The 18,265-nt window shown below is 68.9% G+C and carries 20 protein-coding genes, 1 tRNA gene and 1 pseudogene; 10 read left to right on the top strand and 12 right to left on the bottom strand.

The genetic code is table 11. From position 1 onward, the window contains the following. Window positions 1-2,055 (top strand): FAD-dependent oxidoreductase, encoded by a 2,055-nt coding sequence (locus A5646_RS01380; protein WP_067019341.1) that lies wholly within the window; start codon window positions 1-3, stop codon window positions 2,053-2,055. A gap of 16 nt (window positions 2,056-2,071) precedes the next feature. Continuing rightward, complete coding sequence (locus tag A5646_RS01375; protein WP_066863989.1) at window positions 2,072-2,500, top strand: ketosteroid isomerase family protein; 429 nt, start codon at window positions 2,072-2,074, stop codon at window positions 2,498-2,500. A gap of 27 nt (window positions 2,501-2,527) precedes the next feature. Here the strand turns inward: A5646_RS01375 and A5646_RS01370 are convergent, their stop codons facing one another. Beyond that, window positions 2,528-3,184 (bottom strand): dihydrofolate reductase family protein, encoded by a 657-nt coding sequence (locus A5646_RS01370; protein WP_066864046.1) that lies wholly within the window; start codon window positions 3,182-3,184, stop codon window positions 2,528-2,530. A 158-nt stretch (window positions 3,185-3,342) separates the two neighbouring features. Here A5646_RS01370 and A5646_RS01365 point away from each other — a divergent pair, with 158 nt between their 5' ends. Next, window positions 3,343-3,747 carry an HIT family protein gene (locus tag A5646_RS01365; protein WP_066863992.1) on the top strand — a complete coding sequence of 135 codons (405 nt, stop codon included), beginning with the start codon at window positions 3,343-3,345 and terminating at the stop codon, window positions 3,745-3,747. On the opposite strand, the gene A5646_RS01360 is transcribed toward A5646_RS01365, so the two are convergent. Both A5646_RS01360 and phoP read right to left on the bottom strand, forming a co-directional pair. Next, the gene (locus A5646_RS01360; RefSeq protein WP_067019338.1) at window positions 3,735-5,177 is read right to left on the bottom strand and encodes a cell wall metabolism sensor histidine kinase WalK; all 1,443 of its coding nucleotides are present in this window, start codon (window positions 5,175-5,177) and stop codon (window positions 3,735-3,737) included. The two genes, A5646_RS01365 and A5646_RS01360, sit on opposite strands and share 13 nt — an antisense overlap. Before the next feature lie 39 nt (window positions 5,178-5,216). Continuing rightward, entirely contained in the window at window positions 5,217-5,936 is a 720-nt protein-coding gene (gene phoP / locus A5646_RS01355) for a two-component system response regulator PhoP (protein ID WP_066864000.1), read from the bottom strand. Between the two features lie 157 nt (window positions 5,937-6,093). On the opposite strand from phoP, the gene A5646_RS01350 reads away from it, so the two are divergent. The 3 genes from A5646_RS01350 to A5646_RS01340 all read left to right on the top strand — a co-directional run bounded on the left by A5646_RS01350 (window position 6,094) and on the right by A5646_RS01340 (window position 8,411). Continuing rightward, window positions 6,094-6,810: a hypothetical protein gene (locus tag A5646_RS01350; protein ID WP_067019336.1), complete on the top strand. Its 717-nt coding sequence runs from the start codon at window positions 6,094-6,096 to the stop codon at window positions 6,808-6,810. A 28-nt stretch (window positions 6,811-6,838) separates the two neighbouring features. Then, a tRNA-Thr gene (locus tag A5646_RS01345) sits at window positions 6,839-6,910 on the top strand. 286 nt (window positions 6,911-7,196) lie between these two features. Further along, window positions 7,197-8,411, top strand: coding sequence for a cytochrome P450 (locus A5646_RS01340; protein WP_067019319.1), 1,215 nt, complete (start codon window positions 7,197-7,199; stop codon window positions 8,409-8,411). 56 nt (window positions 8,412-8,467) lie between these two features. On the opposite strand, the gene A5646_RS01335 is transcribed toward A5646_RS01340, so the two are convergent. After that, entirely contained in the window at window positions 8,468-9,256 is a 789-nt protein-coding gene (locus tag A5646_RS01335) for a DUF732 domain-containing protein (RefSeq protein WP_066864009.1), read from the bottom strand. A gap of 138 nt (window positions 9,257-9,394) precedes the next feature. Between A5646_RS01335 and A5646_RS01330 the strand changes: the two genes are divergently transcribed. Beyond that, window positions 9,395-10,345 (top strand): lytic transglycosylase domain-containing protein, encoded by a 951-nt coding sequence (locus A5646_RS01330; protein ID WP_156748925.1) that lies wholly within the window; start codon window positions 9,395-9,397, stop codon window positions 10,343-10,345. A gap of 9 nt (window positions 10,346-10,354) precedes the next feature. On the opposite strand, the gene A5646_RS01325 is transcribed toward A5646_RS01330, so the two are convergent. The 5 genes from A5646_RS01325 to A5646_RS01305 all read right to left on the bottom strand — a co-directional run bounded on the left by A5646_RS01325 (window position 10,355) and on the right by A5646_RS01305 (window position 14,070). Continuing rightward, window positions 10,355-10,594 (bottom strand): hypothetical protein, encoded by a 240-nt coding sequence (locus A5646_RS01325; protein WP_066864012.1) that lies wholly within the window; start codon window positions 10,592-10,594, stop codon window positions 10,355-10,357. Window positions 10,595-10,711: 117 nt separating this feature from the next. After that, the gene (locus A5646_RS01320) at window positions 10,712-11,752 is read right to left on the bottom strand and encodes an MAP_0585 family protein (RefSeq protein WP_067019316.1); all 1,041 of its coding nucleotides are present in this window, start codon (window positions 11,750-11,752) and stop codon (window positions 10,712-10,714) included. A 41-nt stretch (window positions 11,753-11,793) separates the two neighbouring features. Further along, a complete protein-coding gene (locus A5646_RS01315; RefSeq protein ID WP_067019314.1) occupies window positions 11,794-12,267 on the bottom strand; it encodes a lipoprotein LpqH in 474 nt (157 codons plus the stop codon). A gap of 170 nt (window positions 12,268-12,437) precedes the next feature. Beyond that, complete coding sequence (locus A5646_RS01310) at window positions 12,438-13,106, bottom strand: S1 family peptidase (protein ID WP_067019311.1); 669 nt, start codon at window positions 13,104-13,106, stop codon at window positions 12,438-12,440. A gap of 88 nt (window positions 13,107-13,194) precedes the next feature. Continuing rightward, window positions 13,195-14,070 (bottom strand): alpha/beta fold hydrolase, encoded by an 876-nt coding sequence (locus tag A5646_RS01305; RefSeq protein ID WP_197505085.1) that lies wholly within the window; start codon window positions 14,068-14,070, stop codon window positions 13,195-13,197. Between the two features lie 131 nt (window positions 14,071-14,201). Between A5646_RS01305 and A5646_RS01300 the strand changes: the two genes are divergently transcribed. After that, on the top strand, window positions 14,202-15,686 hold the full coding sequence (locus tag A5646_RS01300) for an amidase (protein WP_067019308.1): 1,485 nt from the start codon (window positions 14,202-14,204) through the stop codon (window positions 15,684-15,686). Between the two features lie 3 nt (window positions 15,687-15,689). Here the strand turns inward: A5646_RS01300 and A5646_RS29310 are convergent, their stop codons facing one another. The 3 genes and pseudogenes from A5646_RS29310 to A5646_RS01295 all read right to left on the bottom strand — a co-directional run. Beyond that, window positions 15,690-15,866, bottom strand: coding sequence for a hypothetical protein (locus A5646_RS29310; protein ID WP_197497940.1), 177 nt, complete (start codon window positions 15,864-15,866; stop codon window positions 15,690-15,692). A 20-nt stretch (window positions 15,867-15,886) separates the two neighbouring features. Further along, the gene (locus A5646_RS27665) at window positions 15,887-16,072 is read right to left on the bottom strand and encodes a hypothetical protein (RefSeq protein WP_066864029.1); all 186 of its coding nucleotides are present in this window, start codon (window positions 16,070-16,072) and stop codon (window positions 15,887-15,889) included. A gap of 90 nt (window positions 16,073-16,162) precedes the next feature. Beyond that, a pseudogene (locus A5646_RS01295) lies at window positions 16,163-16,454 on the bottom strand (hypothetical protein); the annotation flags it as partial. Between the two features lie 135 nt (window positions 16,455-16,589). On the opposite strand from A5646_RS01295, the gene A5646_RS01290 reads away from it, so the two are divergent. Together A5646_RS01290 and A5646_RS01285 are read left to right on the top strand one after the other, a co-directional pair. Next, entirely contained in the window at window positions 16,590-16,862 is a 273-nt protein-coding gene (locus A5646_RS01290) for a hypothetical protein (protein ID WP_067019303.1), read from the top strand. Window positions 16,863-17,202: 340 nt separating this feature from the next. After that, the coding region (locus A5646_RS01285; protein ID WP_156765489.1) for an LCP family protein at window positions 17,203-18,265 on the top strand (1,063 nt) is incomplete at its 3' end.

The raw sequence follows: 18,265 nt of genomic DNA, 5'->3' as shown, positions 1-18,265 counted from the left end.
GTGACCGGCTTCGGCCACCTCATGGCGCCGGGACGCATCGGCGCCATGAGCGTGCGCAACCGCCTGGTCATGTCTCCGATGGAGACGATGTACGGCACCCCGGACGGGCTGCCGTCGCAGCGCACCCGCGACTACTTCGCGGCCCGCGCCCGCGGCGGTGTCGGGCTGATCACGTTGGGCGCCACCGCGGTTGACCATCACCACCCCGAGACTCCCGGCGGCTTGCATCTGTCCACCGTTGATGCCGTCGCCGCGCATCGGGCGCTGGTGGAGGCGGTGCACGAGCACGGCGCCAAGATCCAGCCCCAGATCGTGCACGCCGGGCCCGACGGCTTGGGACCGGAGATCTTCGGTGTCGAGTCGCTGGGCCCGTCGGTGATCCCGTCCTACCTCACCGGGCGCCCGTCGGCCGAGATCAGCGCGCGGCAACTGACCCAGGTGTTCGATCTGTTCAAGGCCGCGGCCCGGCGCGCCGTCGAGGCCGGCTACGACGGCATCGAGCTGCACGCCGCGCACGGCTACATGCTGCTGGGCTCCTTCCTTGCGCCGCAACGCAATCGGCGCACCGACGAGTACCGCGGTGACTCGGCGCGCGGCCGGGCGCGGGTGGTGCTCGAGGCGCTGGCCGCGATCCGCTCCGAGATCGGCGACGCCCTGCCGATCACGCTGCGCATCTCCGGGTACGAACGCGTCGCCGGCGGCCGGGCCATCTACGAAACCGCCCGGCTGGCACCCGAACTCGTCGCCGCCGGGGTTGACGCGTTCCACGTCAGCGGCGGGGTGATCGATCGGCTGGTCACCGGCATGGTCAACGGCGCCGACGACGGCGACGAGCTCAACGTCGGTGCCGCGGCCGCGGTCAAGCAGGTGGTCGACGTGCCGGTGATCGCCGTCGGCCGCATCCACGACCCCGTGCGCGCCGAACGGATCCTGGCCGACGGCCGTGCCGATTTCATCGCCATGGGACGCCCGCTGCTGGCCGACCCCGACCTGCCCCGCAAGATCTCGTCCGGCCAGGCGCACCGGGTCCGCAGGTGCATCTCGTGCGAAAACTGCATCGACGCAATGGAACAGCGCTTCTCGGTCGATTGCGCGGTCAATCCGCGCACCGGCAAGGAACGGCAATTGGCGGCGGCCCGCGCCGACCGCGCGAAACGGGTGGTGGTGATCGGCGGTGGCCCGGCGGGGCTGGAGGCCGCGCGCGTCGCCGCCGAACGCGGCCACCGCGTCACGCTGTTCGAGCGCAGTGCGCAGCTGGGCGGCGCGCTGCGCTGGGCCTCGGTGCTGCACCCGGAAAACCAGCCGTTCCTGCGGTACCTGTGCGACGAGCTCAGGGCGAGCCGGGCCAAAATTCATCCAGGCCATAGTGTTTCGGCCGGCGACGTCGTCGCGTCCGCACCGGATGCGGTGATCGTGGCCACCGGTGGCCGTGTCGTCGTGCCGCCGATCCCCGGCGCCGATCGCGCGCACGTGCACACCGGGCCCGGGCTGCGCGAATTGCTAGGTGGCCGTGCCCAATCCGGCGCGCCGGCCTGGCAGCGCCTCGGCGCCGCTGTGTTGTCCGGCCGGCGGCAGCGGCTGCTGCGGCCGGCCGCGATCCGACTGGCCAGCCGGGCCTGGATGCCGCTCGGGCGGCGCGTGGTCATCGTCGGCGGTGACCTGGTCGCCCTGGAATTGGCGGAATTCCTTGCCGGCCGGGGCCGGTTGGTGGCCATCCTGGAGGCCGGCAAGGACATCGCGCCCGAGGTGGGCAATAAACGCAAGACCGAACACATGGATCGTCTCGACCGGCTGGGCGTCACCGTGCACGTGCGCGCCGTTACCGAACGCATCACCGCCGATGCGGTGGAGTTCACCCCCGACGGGGGAACCATCCGGCGCCTGGCCGCCGACAGCGTCGTGCTGGCCGGCACGGTCGAGCCGGACACCGCGCTGTTCGACGCCCTGGTCGACGCCCTGCCCGACGCCGAGGTGCACGCCGCCGGTGACTGCACCGGGCTGGGCCTGATCCGCAAAGCCACCGAGGAAGGCGCGCGTGCCGCGTGCGCAATCTAGTGACAGGAGAACAGAAATGACCGAAACCGAGCAATCCCAGGCGTCGCCGGCCCTGACCGCGTCGCAGTCGTCGTGGCGGTGCGTGCAGGCGCACGACCGCGAGGGGTGGCTGGCGCTGATGTCCGACGACGTCGTCATCGAGGACCCGATCGGCAAGTCCGTCACCAATCCCGACGGCACCGGGGTGCGCGGCAAGGAGGCCGTCGGCGCGTTCTTCGACAGCAACATCGCCGCCAACCAGCTCTCGATCACCTGCGAGGAGACCTTCCCGTCGAGTTCACCCGACGAGATCGCCCACATCCTGGTGCTCAACAGCAAGTTCGACGGCGGCTTCACCAGCTCGGTGCGCGGCGTGTTCACCTACAAGGTCAACGACGCGGGACTGATCACCAACATGCGCGGCTACTGGAACCTGGACATGATGCAGTTCGGCAAACAGGACTGAGTCGTCACTCGAGCCGCGGCGATCGTCCTAGCGGCGCGTGAAGATCAGATGCGTGACGCCGCTGGGGCTGCTCACCGACTCTAGGTCGAATCGCTGTTCGAGGCCTTCCAGCCCGGTCCACAACGACTCGCCGCGCCCCAAGATGATCGGCACCACCGCGATGTGCATGTGGTCGACGAGATCGGCTTCGAGGAATTGGCGGACGCTCGACGGTCCCCCGCCCAGGCGAATGTCGCTGTCCCCGGCGGCTTTTCGGGCTAACTCGAGGGATTGCCTGGGACCGGCGTCGACGAAGTGGAAGGTGGTGCCGCCGTCCATCTCGATCGGGGGTCGTGGGTGGTGCGTGAGCACGAAGACCGGTGTGTGAAAAGGCGGCTCGGAGCCCCACCAGCCTTTCCATTCCTCGCCGCCGTCTTGGCCGGTCCATGGTCCGCGCTGCGGCCCGAACTTGTTGCGTCCCATGATTTCCGCGCCGATGCCCGGCGCCCATTGGCTGGCCAGGGCGTCGTCGATGCCGGTGGCCCCGCCCGACTCGCCGTGCATGGCGCGGAAGGTCCGCGTGGCGAAGAACCACTCGTGTAGCCGTCCGCCGGCGTGCCCGAACGGCGCGTCCATGCTTTGGCCGATACCGGTACCGAAGCCGTCGAGGGAAATCGAAAAGTTGTGCACGCGCACTCGTGACATGGTGAGGTCTCCTGAATCCATCCGCGTTGTGGGGCGTCGCAGGATTGACCCGAGACGGCGGCCGAACTCATCGGTACGTCGCCGAGGTCGCTTTGCGGCGCGTGGCGCGCGGGCGACCACAGCCGCTGGCGCAATGTCGGCGCACCTATGCTGGGCCCATGGCGTCGATCTTCACCAAGATCATCAATCGTGAACTTCCCGGCCGCTTCGTCTACGAGGACGACGACGTCGTCGCATTCCTCACGATCGAGCCCATGACGCAGGGCCATACGCTCGTGGTGCCGCGCGCCGAGCTCGACAATTGGCAGGACGTCGACGGACCGGCCTTCGCACGGGTCATGGCCGTGAGCCAGCTGATCGGTAAGGCGGTGTGCAAGGCGTTCAGGACCGAGCGGTCCGGCCTGATCATCGCCGGGCTCGAGGTGCCGCACCTGCACGTGCACGTCTTTCCCACTCGCAGCCTCAGCGACTTCGGCTTCGCGGGAGTCGACCGTAACCCGTCCGCGGAATCGCTGGACGAGGCCCAGGCCAAGATCAAGGCGGCGCTGGCTCAGTTGACGTGAACGGGCTCGTGCGCCGGCACGTCACTGATGCGCGGCAGCGTCACCCGGAAGCGGCAGCCCTCGCCGGGCGCGGTGGTCACGCTGACCACGCCGCCGTGCGCGCGCACCAAGGAGTCGACGATGGATAGTCCCAGCCCGGTACCGCCGCTGGCGCGGGCGCGCGACGAGTCGGTCCGGTAGAACCGCTCGAACACGCGCGACGCGTCCTCCTGGTTCATGCCGGGACCCTGGTCCAGCACTTCGAGCACGGCGTCCTCGCCGTCGGTGCCGACCCGCACGGTGACGTCGGCGCTTTCCGGGGTGTGCTGCAACGCGTTGGCGATCAGGTTGCTCAACACCTGCCGTATCCGCGCCTCGTCACCGAGCACCTCCGGGGTGCCGGGCCCGTCCAGGACCTCCATGGTGATGGTGCGCTTGGGGTCCATCGCCTGCCCGTCGTGCACGGCATCGCTGGCCAGCGCCAGCAGATCCACCCGGTGGTGTTCGAGCGGTCGTTGCACATCGAGGCGGGCCAGCAGCAGCAGGTCGTCGACCAGCAGGCCCATCCGGGAGGCCTCGCTTTCGATCCGCGACAACAGCATCGCGACGTCGCGCGCGGCGCCCTGGCGATACAGCTCGGCGAAGCCGCGGATGGTCGTCAGCGGGGTGCGCAGTTCGTGGCTGGCGTCGGTGATGAAGCGCCGCATCCGGTCCTCGGAGCCGCGCGCCTTCTCGGCTGAGGACTCCGAGGACGCCAGCGCCTGCTGAATCTGCGCCAACATGCCGTTGAGCGCGAGCGAGAGCCGGCCCACCTCGGTGCGCGGATCACGTTCTGGCACACGGCGATCCAGTTGGCCCGAGGCGATCGCCGCGGCAGTCTGCTCGACCTCGGCCAGCGGCCGCAGGCTGCGCTGCACCACCGCGAAGCTGGCGATCCCGACCACGACCAGCACCGCCACCCCGATGCCCATCTGCAGCCAGACCAGCGAGCTGACCGTGTGCTGGACGTCGGACAGGTCGATCGCGACGGTCGTCAGCCCGTGCGGGCCGTGCACCGAGACGGCCCGCCATTGGATGTCCGAGCCGTTCACCGACGGCAACGTCGTCGGATTGGGGCCGACGTCGTTGTTGGGCGGTAAGGCCGGTTCGGCGTTGCGGTCGTTGATCGCGGTGAACGGGGTCCCGTCCATGCTGACGCCGCGGACGTAGAACTTCGACGGCGGCCGGCCCGGGTCGGGACCTTCGTACGGCGGCGGCGACTGCCGCCGCGGGTTCTGCGCCCAGCCCCGCGACGCGTCGAGCAGCGTGGAGTCGATGCGGCTGACCAGGCTGTGCCGCAGGATCGACGTCACCGCGATGCCGGACACGGCGAGGCCGCAGGCGACCAGCGCCAGGGTGGCGGCGACGAGCCCTATCCGAAGGGGCAATCCGCGTCGAGGCTTCGTGACCATCTACCTAACTTCTTCTACCGCCGCCGGCCGCGGGCGGGCTCAGCGCGGTTCCCGCAATACGTAACCGACTCCGCGCAGGGTGTGCAGCAGCCGCTTCTCGCCGGTGTCGATCTTGCGACGCAGGTACGACACGTAGGACTCGACGACATTGACGTCACCTCCGAAGTCGTAACGCCACACGTGGTCGAGGATCTTCGGCTTGCTCAACACCGTGCCGGCGTTGATCACAAAGTAACGCAGCAGCGTGAATTCGGTCGGCGACAGCGACACCGGTTGCCCGGCCTTCCACACCTCGTGGGTTTCTTCGTCGAGTTCGATGTCCGCGAAAGACAGTCGAGCGCTGCGCGGTTCGGCCCCGCCCTTGCCGGCGCGGCGAAGGATGACCCGCAACCGGGCGACGACCTCCTCGAGGCTGAACGGCTTCGTCACGTAGTCGTCGCCGCCCAGCGTCAGGCCGGCGATCTTGTCCTGCAGGGAATCCCGGGCGGTGAGAAACAGGGCGGGGGCGTCGATGCCGTCGGCGCGCAGCCGGCGCAGCACGCCGAACCCGTCCATGCCCGGCATCATCACGTCGAGGATGACCGCGTCGGGCCGGGCCTCGCGCGCCCGATCGAGGGCCTGGGCGCCATTGGTTGCGGTGTAGACCTCGAAACCCTGGAATTTCAGACTGACCGAGAGCAGCTCGACGATGTTGGCTTCGTCGTCGACCACGAGGACGCGAGCCTCCGGTTTAGTGTCGTTGGGGGTTGCCGATGTCATCAGATGCTTCTGTCCCTTGCTGAACGTTTGCTATGCGAAGGTTGTGTACTTCCTGAAAGCTCAGTGCCAACCGTCTGATAGTAGTCTGCCAGGAATCATCGCATTGCCTTGGGACGTAACGGGCTTGCCCAGCTTGCGTCGCGAATAGACTCGAGGAATGAACCTCGCCAGAAGCATCGTGTCGGCCGCGACGGCGCCCGCCCGGGTCGGGTTGGCCGCCGCCGATGCGAGCCTGAGCGTCGCGAGCACCGCCGTCGGCGTGGCGAAGCGAGCCCTGGGCGACGGCGGGACCGCCGGCACCAACGCGATGACGTCCATGCTGGGGATCGACGACGCGATCATGCGGGCCAACCGGCTGGCCAGGCTGCTCGACGACGACGCCCCGCTGGGCCGGGCGGTGGCCCCGGACGGCCCGATCGATCGCTTGCTGCGCCCGGGCGGGGTGGTCGACCTGCTGACCTCGGAGGGTGGGTTGCTGGACCGGCTGACCGCCGAGGGCGGCGCCCTGCACCGCACCCTGCAGCCCGGCGGGTTGGCCGATCAGCTGGTCGCCGAGGAGGGGCTGATCGAGCGGCTGCTGGCCGAGGACGGGCTGGCCGACCGGCTGCTGGCCGAGGGCGGGCTGGTCGACAAGCTGACCGCGAAGAACGGACCGCTGGATCAACTCGCCGACGTCGCCGACACCCTGGCGCGGCTCACGCCGGGCATGGAGGCGCTCGAGCCCGCCATCGCCACGCTGCAGGACGCCGTCATCGCGCTCACCATGGTGGTCAACCCGCTGAGCAACATCGCCGACCGGATTCCGCTGCCCGGCCGGCGGCGCCCGTCGTCGCGGGCGGTGCGCTCCGCGCGCGTGATCGACAGCGACCAGTGACCGATTAGGCTGGGCACGGTTTTACCCCGCCTCCTTAGCTCAGTGGTAGAGCACTCGCCTTGTAAGCGAGCGGTCGTCAGTTCAATCCTGACAGGGGGCTCTCACTGAGTCGCTCCGCCAGAGCAGCCAAACCGGAGTCGAACAAAGCGTCCAGGTCGAAGGTCGTTGCGGCGATCAGCCAATAGGCGACCGACCACCACGGGAAAGCTGTGAGAACACTCTATTTTGACTGAGATGCCGCGTATTCCGAGTACACGCGCGATGGCCGTGATATGAAGCGACTAATCGTTGGTTAGCAAATAAAATGCCATTCTCTATCGGCCGCCTAGCCAGCGAGGGGGGTCAAAAAGTCGGCCTGATAAACGTAACCCGGGGGGGTTGTCAGGATGACGGCTGCTGCGACTGCGCCACGAGCCTTGCTGCTGCGGCTCCTTCGCCCGTCGACACGGGTGAACCCGTATCCCGTCTACCGTGAGCTCCGAGAGCATGGACCGCTGCATGTCCCCTCGGCCAACCTCACGGTGTTCGGTTCGTTCCGGGACTGCAACCAGGTGCTACGGCACCCCGCGTCGGCCACCGGGATCATGTTCGCACGGCAAGAGATCGCTGCCGGTGCCCAGCGGCGGCCGTTCGGCGAAACGGGCTTTCTGTCCCTCGCCCCGCCGGATCACGCCCGGTTGCGCCAGCTCGTCGGCAAGGCCTTCGCACCGAAGGTTGTCATGGCGCTCGAACCAGAAATCAGCGGGCTGGTGTCTTCCCTCCTTGACGAGGTTGAGGCCGCGGGCACTTTCGACGTGATCGCCGATCTGGCCTACCCACTACCCGTGGCGGTGATCTGCCGGCTGCTGGGCGTGCCGATCGAGGACGAGCCGGAGTTCAGCCGGGCGGCGGCGCCGCTGGCGCGACTGGTCGACCCGTTCATCACGTTCTCCCGCGACCCGGCCGCGTCCGACGAACGGAAGCGGGCAGGACTGTGGCTGCACGAATACCTGCACAACCTGATCCAGCAACGCCGCCGTGCGCCCGGTGAGGACCTGATATCCGCATTGATCGCTGTTGAGAAGTGCGGTGACCAGCTCACGGAGGAGGAGATCATCGCGGCCTGCGCTCTGATACTCATCGCCGGGCACGAGACCACAGTGAACCTCATCGCCAACGCGATCCTTGCGATGCTGCGTCATCCGGGCCAGTGGGCCGCACTGGGCGCCAACCCGGGGCGGGTGTCAGCGGTGATAGAGGAGACGCTGCGGTACGACCCACCGAACCAGCTGATGGCCCGGATCGCGGGTGAGGACATGACGATCGGCGATGCCCCGGTTTCGAAAGGCGGGATCATGCTGTTGTTGCAGGCCGCCGCCCAACGCGACCCCGACGTCATCGAGAGGCCCGACGAGTTCGACCCTGATCGAGAAACTATTCACCACTTGGCGTTCGGGCACGGTCCGTCCTTCTGCCTCGGCGCGCCGCTGGCCCGGCTCGAAGCGTCGATCGCGTTGACGGCCGTGACATCGCGCTTCCCTTGCGCACGTCTTGCTGGTGAGCCGCTGTACAAGCCGAACGTCACGCTGCGCGGCATGTCGAAGCTCACCATCGCCGTCTGAACTCGCTCCCGGCCAACGCGCGTGTCGGTAACCGCGACGCTTGCGCGTGACCCGGATTACGGCTGACCCGGGATGGCGTCCAGACCGCCTTGAATGTCCTGCAGCTTCCCCTGGATGCCCTGCAGATCCCGTTGGATGTCCTGTAGATCGGACAACGATTTCTGATAGTCCGGCTGCGTCGGGTCCGGTGCGGTGGGTCGCGACTGCGGGCAGTACGCGACGATGGCGCCCGCGGTGACCTTCGCGCTTTGATCCGCGTCCCAGACCGACCTGCGCTGCACGAACCCGGCCGCGTCCGCGAAGTTCGGTTGGTGCGCCAAAAAGTCGCACACCGCGTGCCCTTGGCTCAGCACGTAGTCCTGGCTGGGAACGGGCACCCCCTCGCGCTTCAGCGCGCCGATGAAGGCCGCGTCGACGGCGCCAATCGCCGGGGCGGACGCCTTCGGCGCCACGGGCGGGGCGGGCGCGGCCGCGGGCGGGGTGTCCTCCGGCTGGGCCGCCGAATCGTGGTGGCGCAGCGCGAACATCACCACCACCGCGGCGACGACGGCCACCAGAGACAGCGGTAAGGCCGCGAACAGACCCAGGCGGCGCAGCGCGGCGACCTTCCGTCGCCGCGCTGCGATGGCGCGGACTTCGCTCTCCCGCGACCGGACGGCGCCGGCGACCTCGCTCTCCCAGGCGTCGAACGCGGCGACCTCGGGCGTCCCCGCCCCCTGGGCCAGGATTTCGTCGAGCAGTTGGTCGGCCTCATGCGACGACAGCTGACCGCCCTGCTCGCGGATCTGTTGGCGCCGCAGCGCGATGAGCCGCAATTCCGAATCGATCTTCTCGCGGTCGCGCATATCAACCAGTTTGAGAGCGTCGCGCCGTTGTTACAACTCCCGATAAGCAGATGGCCGCCACCGCATTGATGTCACAGGCCATCATGCGAAAGACTCGGTTGAGCCGGCCAGCCGTAGCCGTGGGATACGAGGCAAGGGATGGACGTGATCACCGTGAGCCGTAACCGCATCGGGCCGCTCGTCGTCGGCGCGATTGCCTTCGCGCTCGTCGGTTGTTCGGCGTCGCATCCGCCGGCGGCCACCGGCCCGGCCACGACGACGCGGGCCGCCTCGTCGCCGGCGCGGATGGTGCCCGCCGACGCGGGGACGACCGGCGGTGCACAGCCTCGCCTGGCGTCGGACCCGGCACAGCTGGCGGACGACCTGGTGGCCGACGAACGCGCGCTGCGTGATCCGGGCACACCGGACGCGGCGCTGACGGCGGCGGCGCGTCGCGAGCAGGCCGCCTACCGCGCAATCGGGCGCCACCCCGAATGGGACGCCACCACACGCGGGCGCATCCCGCCGGAGCTGACCGACGTCTACGACCGCAACGTCGACGCCCGCCGGCAACTCACAGCGCTGACCCCGGTGCGAGAAACCTTGCCCGCGTGGCGCATCGAGCCGCCGGCACCGGCCGACGAACTGATGAACTACTACCACCAGGCGGAAGCCGAATCCGGCGTCGGCTGGAACTACCTGGCCGCGATCAACCTCGTCGAGACCCGCTTCGGCAGCATCGTCGGCGCGAGCACCGCCGGCGCGCAGGGACCCATGCAGTTCCTGCCGTCGACGTTCGCCGGCTACGGCCAGGGCGGCGACATCCACTCACCGCATGACAGCATCCTGGCGGCGGGTCGCTACCTGGCCGCCAACGGCTTCGCCACCGATCGCGACCACGCCATCTACGGGTACAACCATGCCAACCAATACGTGCGCGCGGTCGACGATTACGCGGCGCTGATCGCGGCTGATCCCGCGACGTTCGCCGCGTTCTACCGGTGGGACGTCTACTGCCTGACGACGGCGGGCGACGTGTTACTGCCCATCGGTTACGACGCATCGTCGCCGATCCCGGCCGCCGATTATGTGGCGGCCCATCCGCAGTAGACCGACGCGCTAGACGTACTTGCGGGCAATGTCTCGCAGGTGCGATCCCACATCCTGACCGGTGGCCCGCTCGAGTCGGATCCCCAGCTCGCCGGCGAGATTGACGAAGCCCATCAATAGCATCATGTCGCCGTCGGGCTCGTCGACCACGTTCTCGACCAGGCGGCTCCAGGTGAATTCGTGGCCGCTGTCGGACGACCAAGCCGTCATGACATCGATGGCTCGGCGAACGTTTTCTCTCACGTCCATCCCCGGAGCCTGCCACGCGCGCTCTCCCGCCGCACTGCGGCGAAGGTCCGCAGACACGTCAGCGGGCGCGCCGGATTACGGCAACGCCCGCTGACGGTTCAGGTGATCAGCGCCGGGTCAGTACAGCGGCACCCAGACACCGAAGAACCAGTAACCCCAACCCCCGTACTGCCAGTTGAAGACGGGCACGACGGTAAAGGTGTTGTAGTTGAACGGCCCGAAGTCGCGCCGTCCCGCATCCCAGTCACGAGGCGGACCGTCCCACGGCCGGTTCCAGCCTCCTGGAGGCGGCGGTCCGTTCCAGCCCCCCGGAGGCGGCGGGCCCTCCCAGTGCGGCGGCGGGTGGCCCGGAGCCGGGCCGTCGTTCCAGCCGTAGCCATGTGGGCGCGGCGGCGGGGGCGCCCCGCGACCCACGATGCTGAATTGGACATCCGGACCAGCGGGACCACCGATCTGTGCGTTGGCGGTCACCACATCGTGGCGCGGGACGTAGGGCGGGTGCGGAGGCTGGGTGGGCGGCGGGTTCAGCGCCTCGTACCGCTGCCTGTTGTTCGGCGGCGGGTTCTGGTTCGCCGGCGCGTTGTTCGGGCCGCCCTGCGCCGGCGGGTTCTGGCCGTGCTCGTTGGGCGGGTTGTTCTGCCCCGTCTGGGCCGGATACTGACCGTGCTGGTTGGGCTGCGGGGTGTTCTGTCCACCCTGCGGGGGGTTGTTCTGGCCGCCCTGCGGGGGGTTGTTCTGGCCGCCCTGCGGGGGGTTGTTCTGGCCGCCCTGCGGGGGGTTGTTCTGACCGCCCTGCGGGGGGTTGTTCTGGCCGCCCTGCGGCGGATTGTTCTGACCGCCCTGCGGCGGATTGTTCTGACCGCCCTGCGGCGGATTGTTCTGACCGCCCTGCGCCGGTGGGCTGTTGTGGCCGCCCTGCGGCGGGTTGTCCTGCCCGCCCTGCGCCGGGGCGTTTCCGCCACCACCGCCAGGCTGGCCACCGGGGTGTCCGCCCGGTCCGCCGGGGTTGCCCCCGCCGCCGCCGCCGCCGCCACCGCCGTGGCAGTTCGGGCACGGCGGCGGGTCAAGCGGAGCGGAGTACGCCGACCCGGCGTTCAGCGTCGCCGCGGAAATGCTCAGCCCGGCGGCCAACGCGGCGGCACTGACGACACGTTTCATAGACATAACTGCGTCCCCTCTTGGGAGTTATCGCACCTGCACTACGGGCAGGTGAGGTCCAACTCGAATGGCTTGGTCACCTGCTGCGGTTGCTGCGGGTTGCTCATGTCGGTACCGGTAGCTGTGCCCTTGATCGCCCAGTCCTTGCCCTTGACCGCGGCCCCGGCGCTGCCGGCCTGGTTCGGTGCGGCGTCGGAGAAGCCGAGTGCGACACCGTTGACGGTGCCCAGCCCGACGGAATGCACCAGCGGCGGGTTGCCGTTGCTGACCACGGCGCCCAGCCCGTTGGTCGGGTCACCGATCCCGATCGTGATGTTGTCACCCGCGGCGGTGCAGGTGACCTGCCCGCTGATGTTCTGATTCTGACCGTCGACGGTCAGGACCGGACCCGCCGCTGCCGCCGCAGCGGACGACGAGCCTGACGCCCCGGTATTGGATTTGTTGCTCGAACATCCGGCGCTGGCCGCGACCACCAGGGCCACGCCGGCTGCGCCGACCACGATCCCACGCTTCACTACTACTTCCCTTCGTGTCGCTGGTTCCGCTGCCTCACACGTTGGCCGCGTCAACCCAGGCGGACTACCTGGACCCGTCGGGCCGACGCGTAACGGCCGGTCCACCTGGTACCCCGTACCCCGGACTTGCAAACGCTACGTTACGTTCCGCCGGCCCGGTCGCCGGGCCGTCACGGAAGAACGCGCAGCCCCCACTTGCCCAGCAGCGGATTGATGAGCATGAAGTAGGTCGTGTAGTCATCGCCGTCGGGCGAAGACATCAACAGGCCGACCGCGCTGACGGTGCCGTCCGGGTTCATCACGAAGCCGGGACTACCGCTGTCACCGTCGAGGCTGAACACGCTGGCTTCGACGACGTCACCATTGATGCCTTTCACGGCGCCGCACGTCTCACCGGTCACCGCGCCGATCTTGCAGAACGGCATACCGACTTGAATCTGCTGGCGACTCAACACATCCCGGACCTGATACCGGCCGCCGACGTCGCCCACCGGCATACCGACACTCGGCTCGAGACGGATGATCGCGGCGTCCCTCTTGTCGCCCTCATGCTCGCTGGCGGAGATCCTGCCGAGCGGTGCATCGTTGCCGTAGGTCCACTCGCTGCCGTCGTGCGCGTCGCAGTGGCCGCTGGTCATCAGGTAGTAACTGCCGTCGGAACCCTGTGCCGCGAATCCGGCTGTGCACCTTCCGGATTCGTGATCGACCCCGATGCCCGGAGCCGGCGGCGGCGACGGCAGGGCCGGGGGCGGTGCTGCCACAACGGTTTTCGCCGACGTCGTGGCGGCCACCAGCACGGCACCCAAGAGTCCCAAACCCCGCAACCACGGCATGGTCACGCCGCCCCCCTCCGCTTGTGCCCGGCAGATAATAGCGGCGCCGCTCGCCTGAAATGAGATGGCGACCAATCTATTCCACGCACGGGGTTCACCCGGCATCGACGTGCCGGGCAAGGAACTCCAGCACAGCGTCGGCGAAGACATCGTTGCGGTCACCGGCCACCATGTGACCCGCACCGCGGACGTCGGCGAATTCGACTTGCGGGAAACGCGCGAGGAATTCGTCGGCGCGCTCCTGGCTGACCAGGTCGCTCATCTGGCCGCGGATCAGCAGGATCGGCACCCCGCCGCGCAGGATGGCTTCGACCGCGGTGTGCATCCGATCCGGGTCGGTCACCTCGAAAGGGGGGAAAGCCGCAGTGCCGCTGATGAACTGCGGATCCCAATGCCAGTACCAGCGATCGCCGCGGCGACGCAGGTTGGTGGTCAGGCCTTCCAGGTCGGTGGGTCGCGGCCGGTGCGGGTTGTATTCGGCGATCGCGTCGGCGACTTCGTCGAGCGAGCTGAAGCCCGACTCGACCCGGTCCGCCATGAAGGCGTGTATTCGGTTCGCCCCGGACTGGTCCATGTTCGGCACGATGTCCACCAGTACGACCGCGCTGGCGATGCCCGGCGACAGCTCCCCGGCGAGCAGCATCGACGTGAAACCGCCCAGGGAGGCGCCGACCAGAACCGGTTGCGGGGGCAGCGTGCGCAGCACCTCTTGGACGTCGGCGGCGAAACTGACGACGCGATAGTCGCCGTCATCGGACCAATCCGATTCGCCGTGGCCGCGCAGGTCGACGGTGACGGCCTGCCACCCACGGGCAGCGACAGCGGCGGCCGCCTTACCCCACGACCGCCGGGTCTGCCCGCCGCCGTGCAGGAACACCACGGCGCGCGCGTGCGGATCCCCGAGGCGGTCAGCGACGATCTGCACCCCGCCGGGGCCCTGGATCGTGAACGGTTCGGCTGCCGTGGGCATCAGGTGATACTAAGGCGCGCCCACCAAAAGCTCGCGTTGGCTTAACGTCAACGGCATGCGGCGGCGTCAACGCGAAGGTCGTCGGGCATCGCCGGTGCCGCGCGGAATCGGACCGCAGCGAAGGAGAACGCATGCATCTCGACGAGTACATGTCGCACGATGCGACCGCCCTGGCCGAGCTGGTCGCGAGCGGGCAGGTCGCCCCCGCCGAGCTTCTCGCGTTGGCGCGGCAACGAGCGGACGCGGTGAATCCGCGGCTCAACGCCATCGTCTGCCGCCTCGACGACGTCGCCGACCGGCAAGCCGCCGACCCCTCGCTGAGCGGGCCGTTCGCCGGCGTGCCGTTCCTGATCAAGGACCTCGGCCAGGAATACCGCGGCTTTGCGACCTCGTGCGGGTCCCGCTCGCTGGCCCATGACGTGGCCGACCGGCACGCCCTGGTCACCCAGCGGTTCCTCGACGCGGGGCTGGTGATCTTCGGCAAGACCAACACCCCGGAATTCGGGGCCAAGGGCGTGACCGAACCCGACTACTGGGGCCCCGCGCGCAACCCCTGGGACACCGGGCATACCCCCGGCGGCTCCTCGGGCGGATCCGGGGCGGCCGTGGCGGCGGGCATCGTGCCGGCGGCGGGCGCCAACGATGGCGGCGGGTCGATCCGCATTCCCGCCGCCTGCAACGGCCTGGTGGGCCTCAAACCCAGCCGGGGCCTGGCGCCCTACGGCCCGCAGACGGGTGAACTGATGTTGGGCATGGCGACCCAGGGCGTGGTGTCGCGCACCGTGCGCGACAGCGCGGCGCTGCTCGACGCGATCGTCGGGCCCGACCCGGGCGCGGCGTACCGAGCGGCGTTGCCCGACAAACCCTTTGGTGAACACATCAAACAGCGACCGGACACCCTGAAGATCGGCTACTCGGCGCGGTCGGCCATCAACGCCCGGCCCCACCGCGAAGCCGTCGCCGCTCTCGAAAAGACCGTGGCGCTCCTCGACGAGTTGGGCCATCAGGTCGAGGAGGTCGCACCCCCCTACGACGATGCCGCCCTGGGGCGCGACTTCCTGACCATCTGGTTCGCCCAGCTGTATCAGCAGGTCGCCGACATCAAGCGGCGAACCGGCGCGCGCGACAACGACTTTGAGGCCGACACCTTGGCCATCGCCGAACTCGGGCGGTCCGGCGGCGTGCTGCCGGTGATGTCCGCGCTGGAGAACCGGAACGATTACATCCAGTCCCTGACCGCGTTCCACGCCAGCTACGACTTCTTTTTGACACCCACCCTGGCCACCCCACCGCTGGCCGTCGGCGCCACGACGACCGCGCCCGTGCTGCAGCGGGTGGCTCGGCTGGTGAGCAAGGTGCGCGCCGGAAAGCTGATGGGGCTCAGCGGAATTCTCGATGACCTCATCCAGGAGAGCCTCGGCTGGGTGCCCTACACACAACTCGCCAACCTCACCGGCCGCCCGGCGATCAGCGTGCCCCTGCACTGGACCGACGCCGGACTTCCGCTGGGTGTGCAGTTCGTCGGGACGATCGGGTCAGACGGCGATCTGCTGCGCCTGGCCGCGCAACTGGAAGAGGCGCGGCCCTGGGCCCACCGGCATCCGGCACCGAGTTAGCGGTTACGCGGCGGGACCGCCGTCTTCGGGACGCCGCCGGCCCCGCCACAGCCCGGCGAAGCGCCGGGCGATGTCGCCGAGGCGACCGCCCGCGTGCTGCGAGGCCTTGATGCGGCCCAGGGCTTCTCGCCCCTCGTTCGCGTAATCCTTGACGGATTCGTCGCCTTCCTCGGCGCGCATATCTGTCTCCAATCCTGTTGTTATTCCGGCGCCTGACGCTCGGGTGGTTCCGATGGCGTCAAGCGCTCGGGCGGTTCGGCCGGCGTGAGCCGCTCGGGCGTTTCCGTCGGCGTGAGCCGCTCCGGGGTCTCGCCGGGGGTCCCCGGCTGCGCGGGCTCCGAATTCTGCGGCCGCTCCGCCGAGAGCCTGAGGCGGGTGTCGATCATGCTCAGTCCTTTGCTCGGCTCATGGGCGCGTACCCGCGGTACCCGGGCACCCAAACGCCCGCGGCGATACCGGATCGACGCGGCGGCGTGCTAGGCGCGGGCCGAGTCCTTATGCGCCTTGATCGGCGCGGTGCTGGGCCACCTCGAGCAGGTTGCCGCCCAGGCTGCCGCGCGCGGTCCGAACCGTCACCAGCAGCCAGGTGAACAGCAGGCCCGCGTAGGCGACGGCCGCGGCCACCCTGCCGTAAAGGGTCAGGCGGCTCCAGATCATCGCGATGATGTTCAGCGAGGCCACCAGCGACAAGCCGAACATCGCGTAGCAGCCATACAGCATGGTCGTGCGCTCGCTGCCCGCCGCCATATGCGGGAGCAGCAGCGCGCCCGCGATCACCCATGCCGAGGACCTCGACCGGGGTGTGCGCCGGGGATGCGTTGTGCGGGTTCGCCATGGCCACAGCTGAAGAACCCGACTGCGGCGGGTGAGCGGCCCGCCGGATCAGCCGCATACACTCTAGCCGTGGTCAATCCGGCGCAACCGAGGTCGGCGGTCACGAGGGTCCCGCTGATCGTCGGCGTTGCCGTCGTCGCGCTGCTCGCCGTCCTGGCGGTGCCCATCAAGCAACGATGCGGGGCGCCGGGCTATTCGTGCGCGTCGACGCTGGATACCGACGGCAACATTCACTACTACTACGAGGTGGAACCGGCGGGCGTCTACCTCGCCGAGATCGTCACCGGCGCCAACATCACGCTCTTCTACTCCTCGGGCGAGGACCTGGTCAGAGCCCGCTAGCACGCGTTTGCTGGGCGGTCCGCTGCGAGAGCGGGCCACGGGGCCGTTTCCGCCCGGTAACAACTTCGGCTCGATCCGGGCGGCGGCGTGGCCGGCGCGAGACCGTTCGGTGACCCCGCCACCCGCAACCGGGCAAAACCTGCTGGTAGAGCGAGGATCACGGAAGCTGGTCGCGCCCGGCCGGCCCGACGGGCACGCTCGGCCCGACCGTGTGACGGGTGCTCTCGATTGGGGGCTTCATAGCAAGCTAACGCATACTTGTCACCATGCTTGAAGCGACATCGCCGCAAAGCACCGTTGCGGTGCCCGGTGATGTGCTGGGCGTGGGCAGAGGTTTGTGATGGCCCGCTCGGGCGGCGCCCATCGCCGTCATCGAGCCGTCCGTCAACCCTCCCGTCTCCGTAAAGGGCTGACGCGCGCCCTGGGCGCGCTGGTGTCCGTGGCGGCCGTCGGGCTGACCGGGGCCGGGTACTACGTGGCGCACGGCGCGCTGGGCGGCATCACGGTCTCGAACGCCCTGCAGCCCGACGATCCGCGGTCCAGCGGCGACGACATGAACATCCTGCTGATCGGGCTCGATTCGCGCAAGGACCAGGACGGCAACGACCTGCCCTACTCGATCCTGAAGCATCTGCACGCCGGCGATTCCGACGACGGCGGCTACAACACCAACACCATGATCCTGGTGCACGTCAGCGCCGACAACAGAGTCGTCGCCTTCTCGATCCCGCGCGACGACTGGGTGCCCTTCACCGGGGTGCCGGGATACAACCACATCAAGATCAAAGAGGCCTACGGGCTGACCAAGCAGTACGTCGCCCAAAAGCTGGCCAACCAGGGCAACAGCACCCAGAAGGAACTCGAGACCAAGGGCCGCGAAGCCGGCCGGGCGGCGACGCTGCGCGCGGTGCGAAACCTGACCGGTGTGCCCATCGACTACTTCGCCGAGGTCAATCTGGCCGGGTTCTACGACCTGGCGCAGACCCTCGGCGGCGTCGACGTGTGCCTGAACCACCCCGTCTACGACTCGTATTCCGGCGCCGACTTCCCCGCCGGGCGGCAGCGGCTGGACGCGTCCGAGGCGCTGTCGTTCGTCCGGCAGCGTCACGGCCTGGAAAACGGCGACCTGGACCGCACCCACCGGCAGCAGGCGTTCATCTCGTCGGTCATGCAGGAGCTGCAGGCCGCGGGCACGTTCACCAACATCGACAAGCTCAAGAACCTGATGGCGGTGGCGCGCAAGGACGTGGTGCTCTCGGCGGGGTGGAGCGAAGACATGATCCAGCGCCTGGGCGGGCTGGCCGGTGGCAACGTCGAGTTCCGGACGCTGCCGGTGGTGCGTTACGACAACATCGACGGCCAGGACGTCAACATCGTCGACCCGGCGGCGATCAAGGCGGAGG

Source organism: Mycobacterium sp. 1245499.0 (assembly GCF_001673615.1).
In the GTDB taxonomy this organism is placed as follows: Bacteria; Actinomycetota; Actinomycetes; order Mycobacteriales; family Mycobacteriaceae; genus Mycobacterium; species Mycobacterium europaeum_A.
The sequence above is the reverse complement of the archived record's forward strand: the minus strand, read 5'-3'. Positions and strand labels throughout refer to the sequence as shown.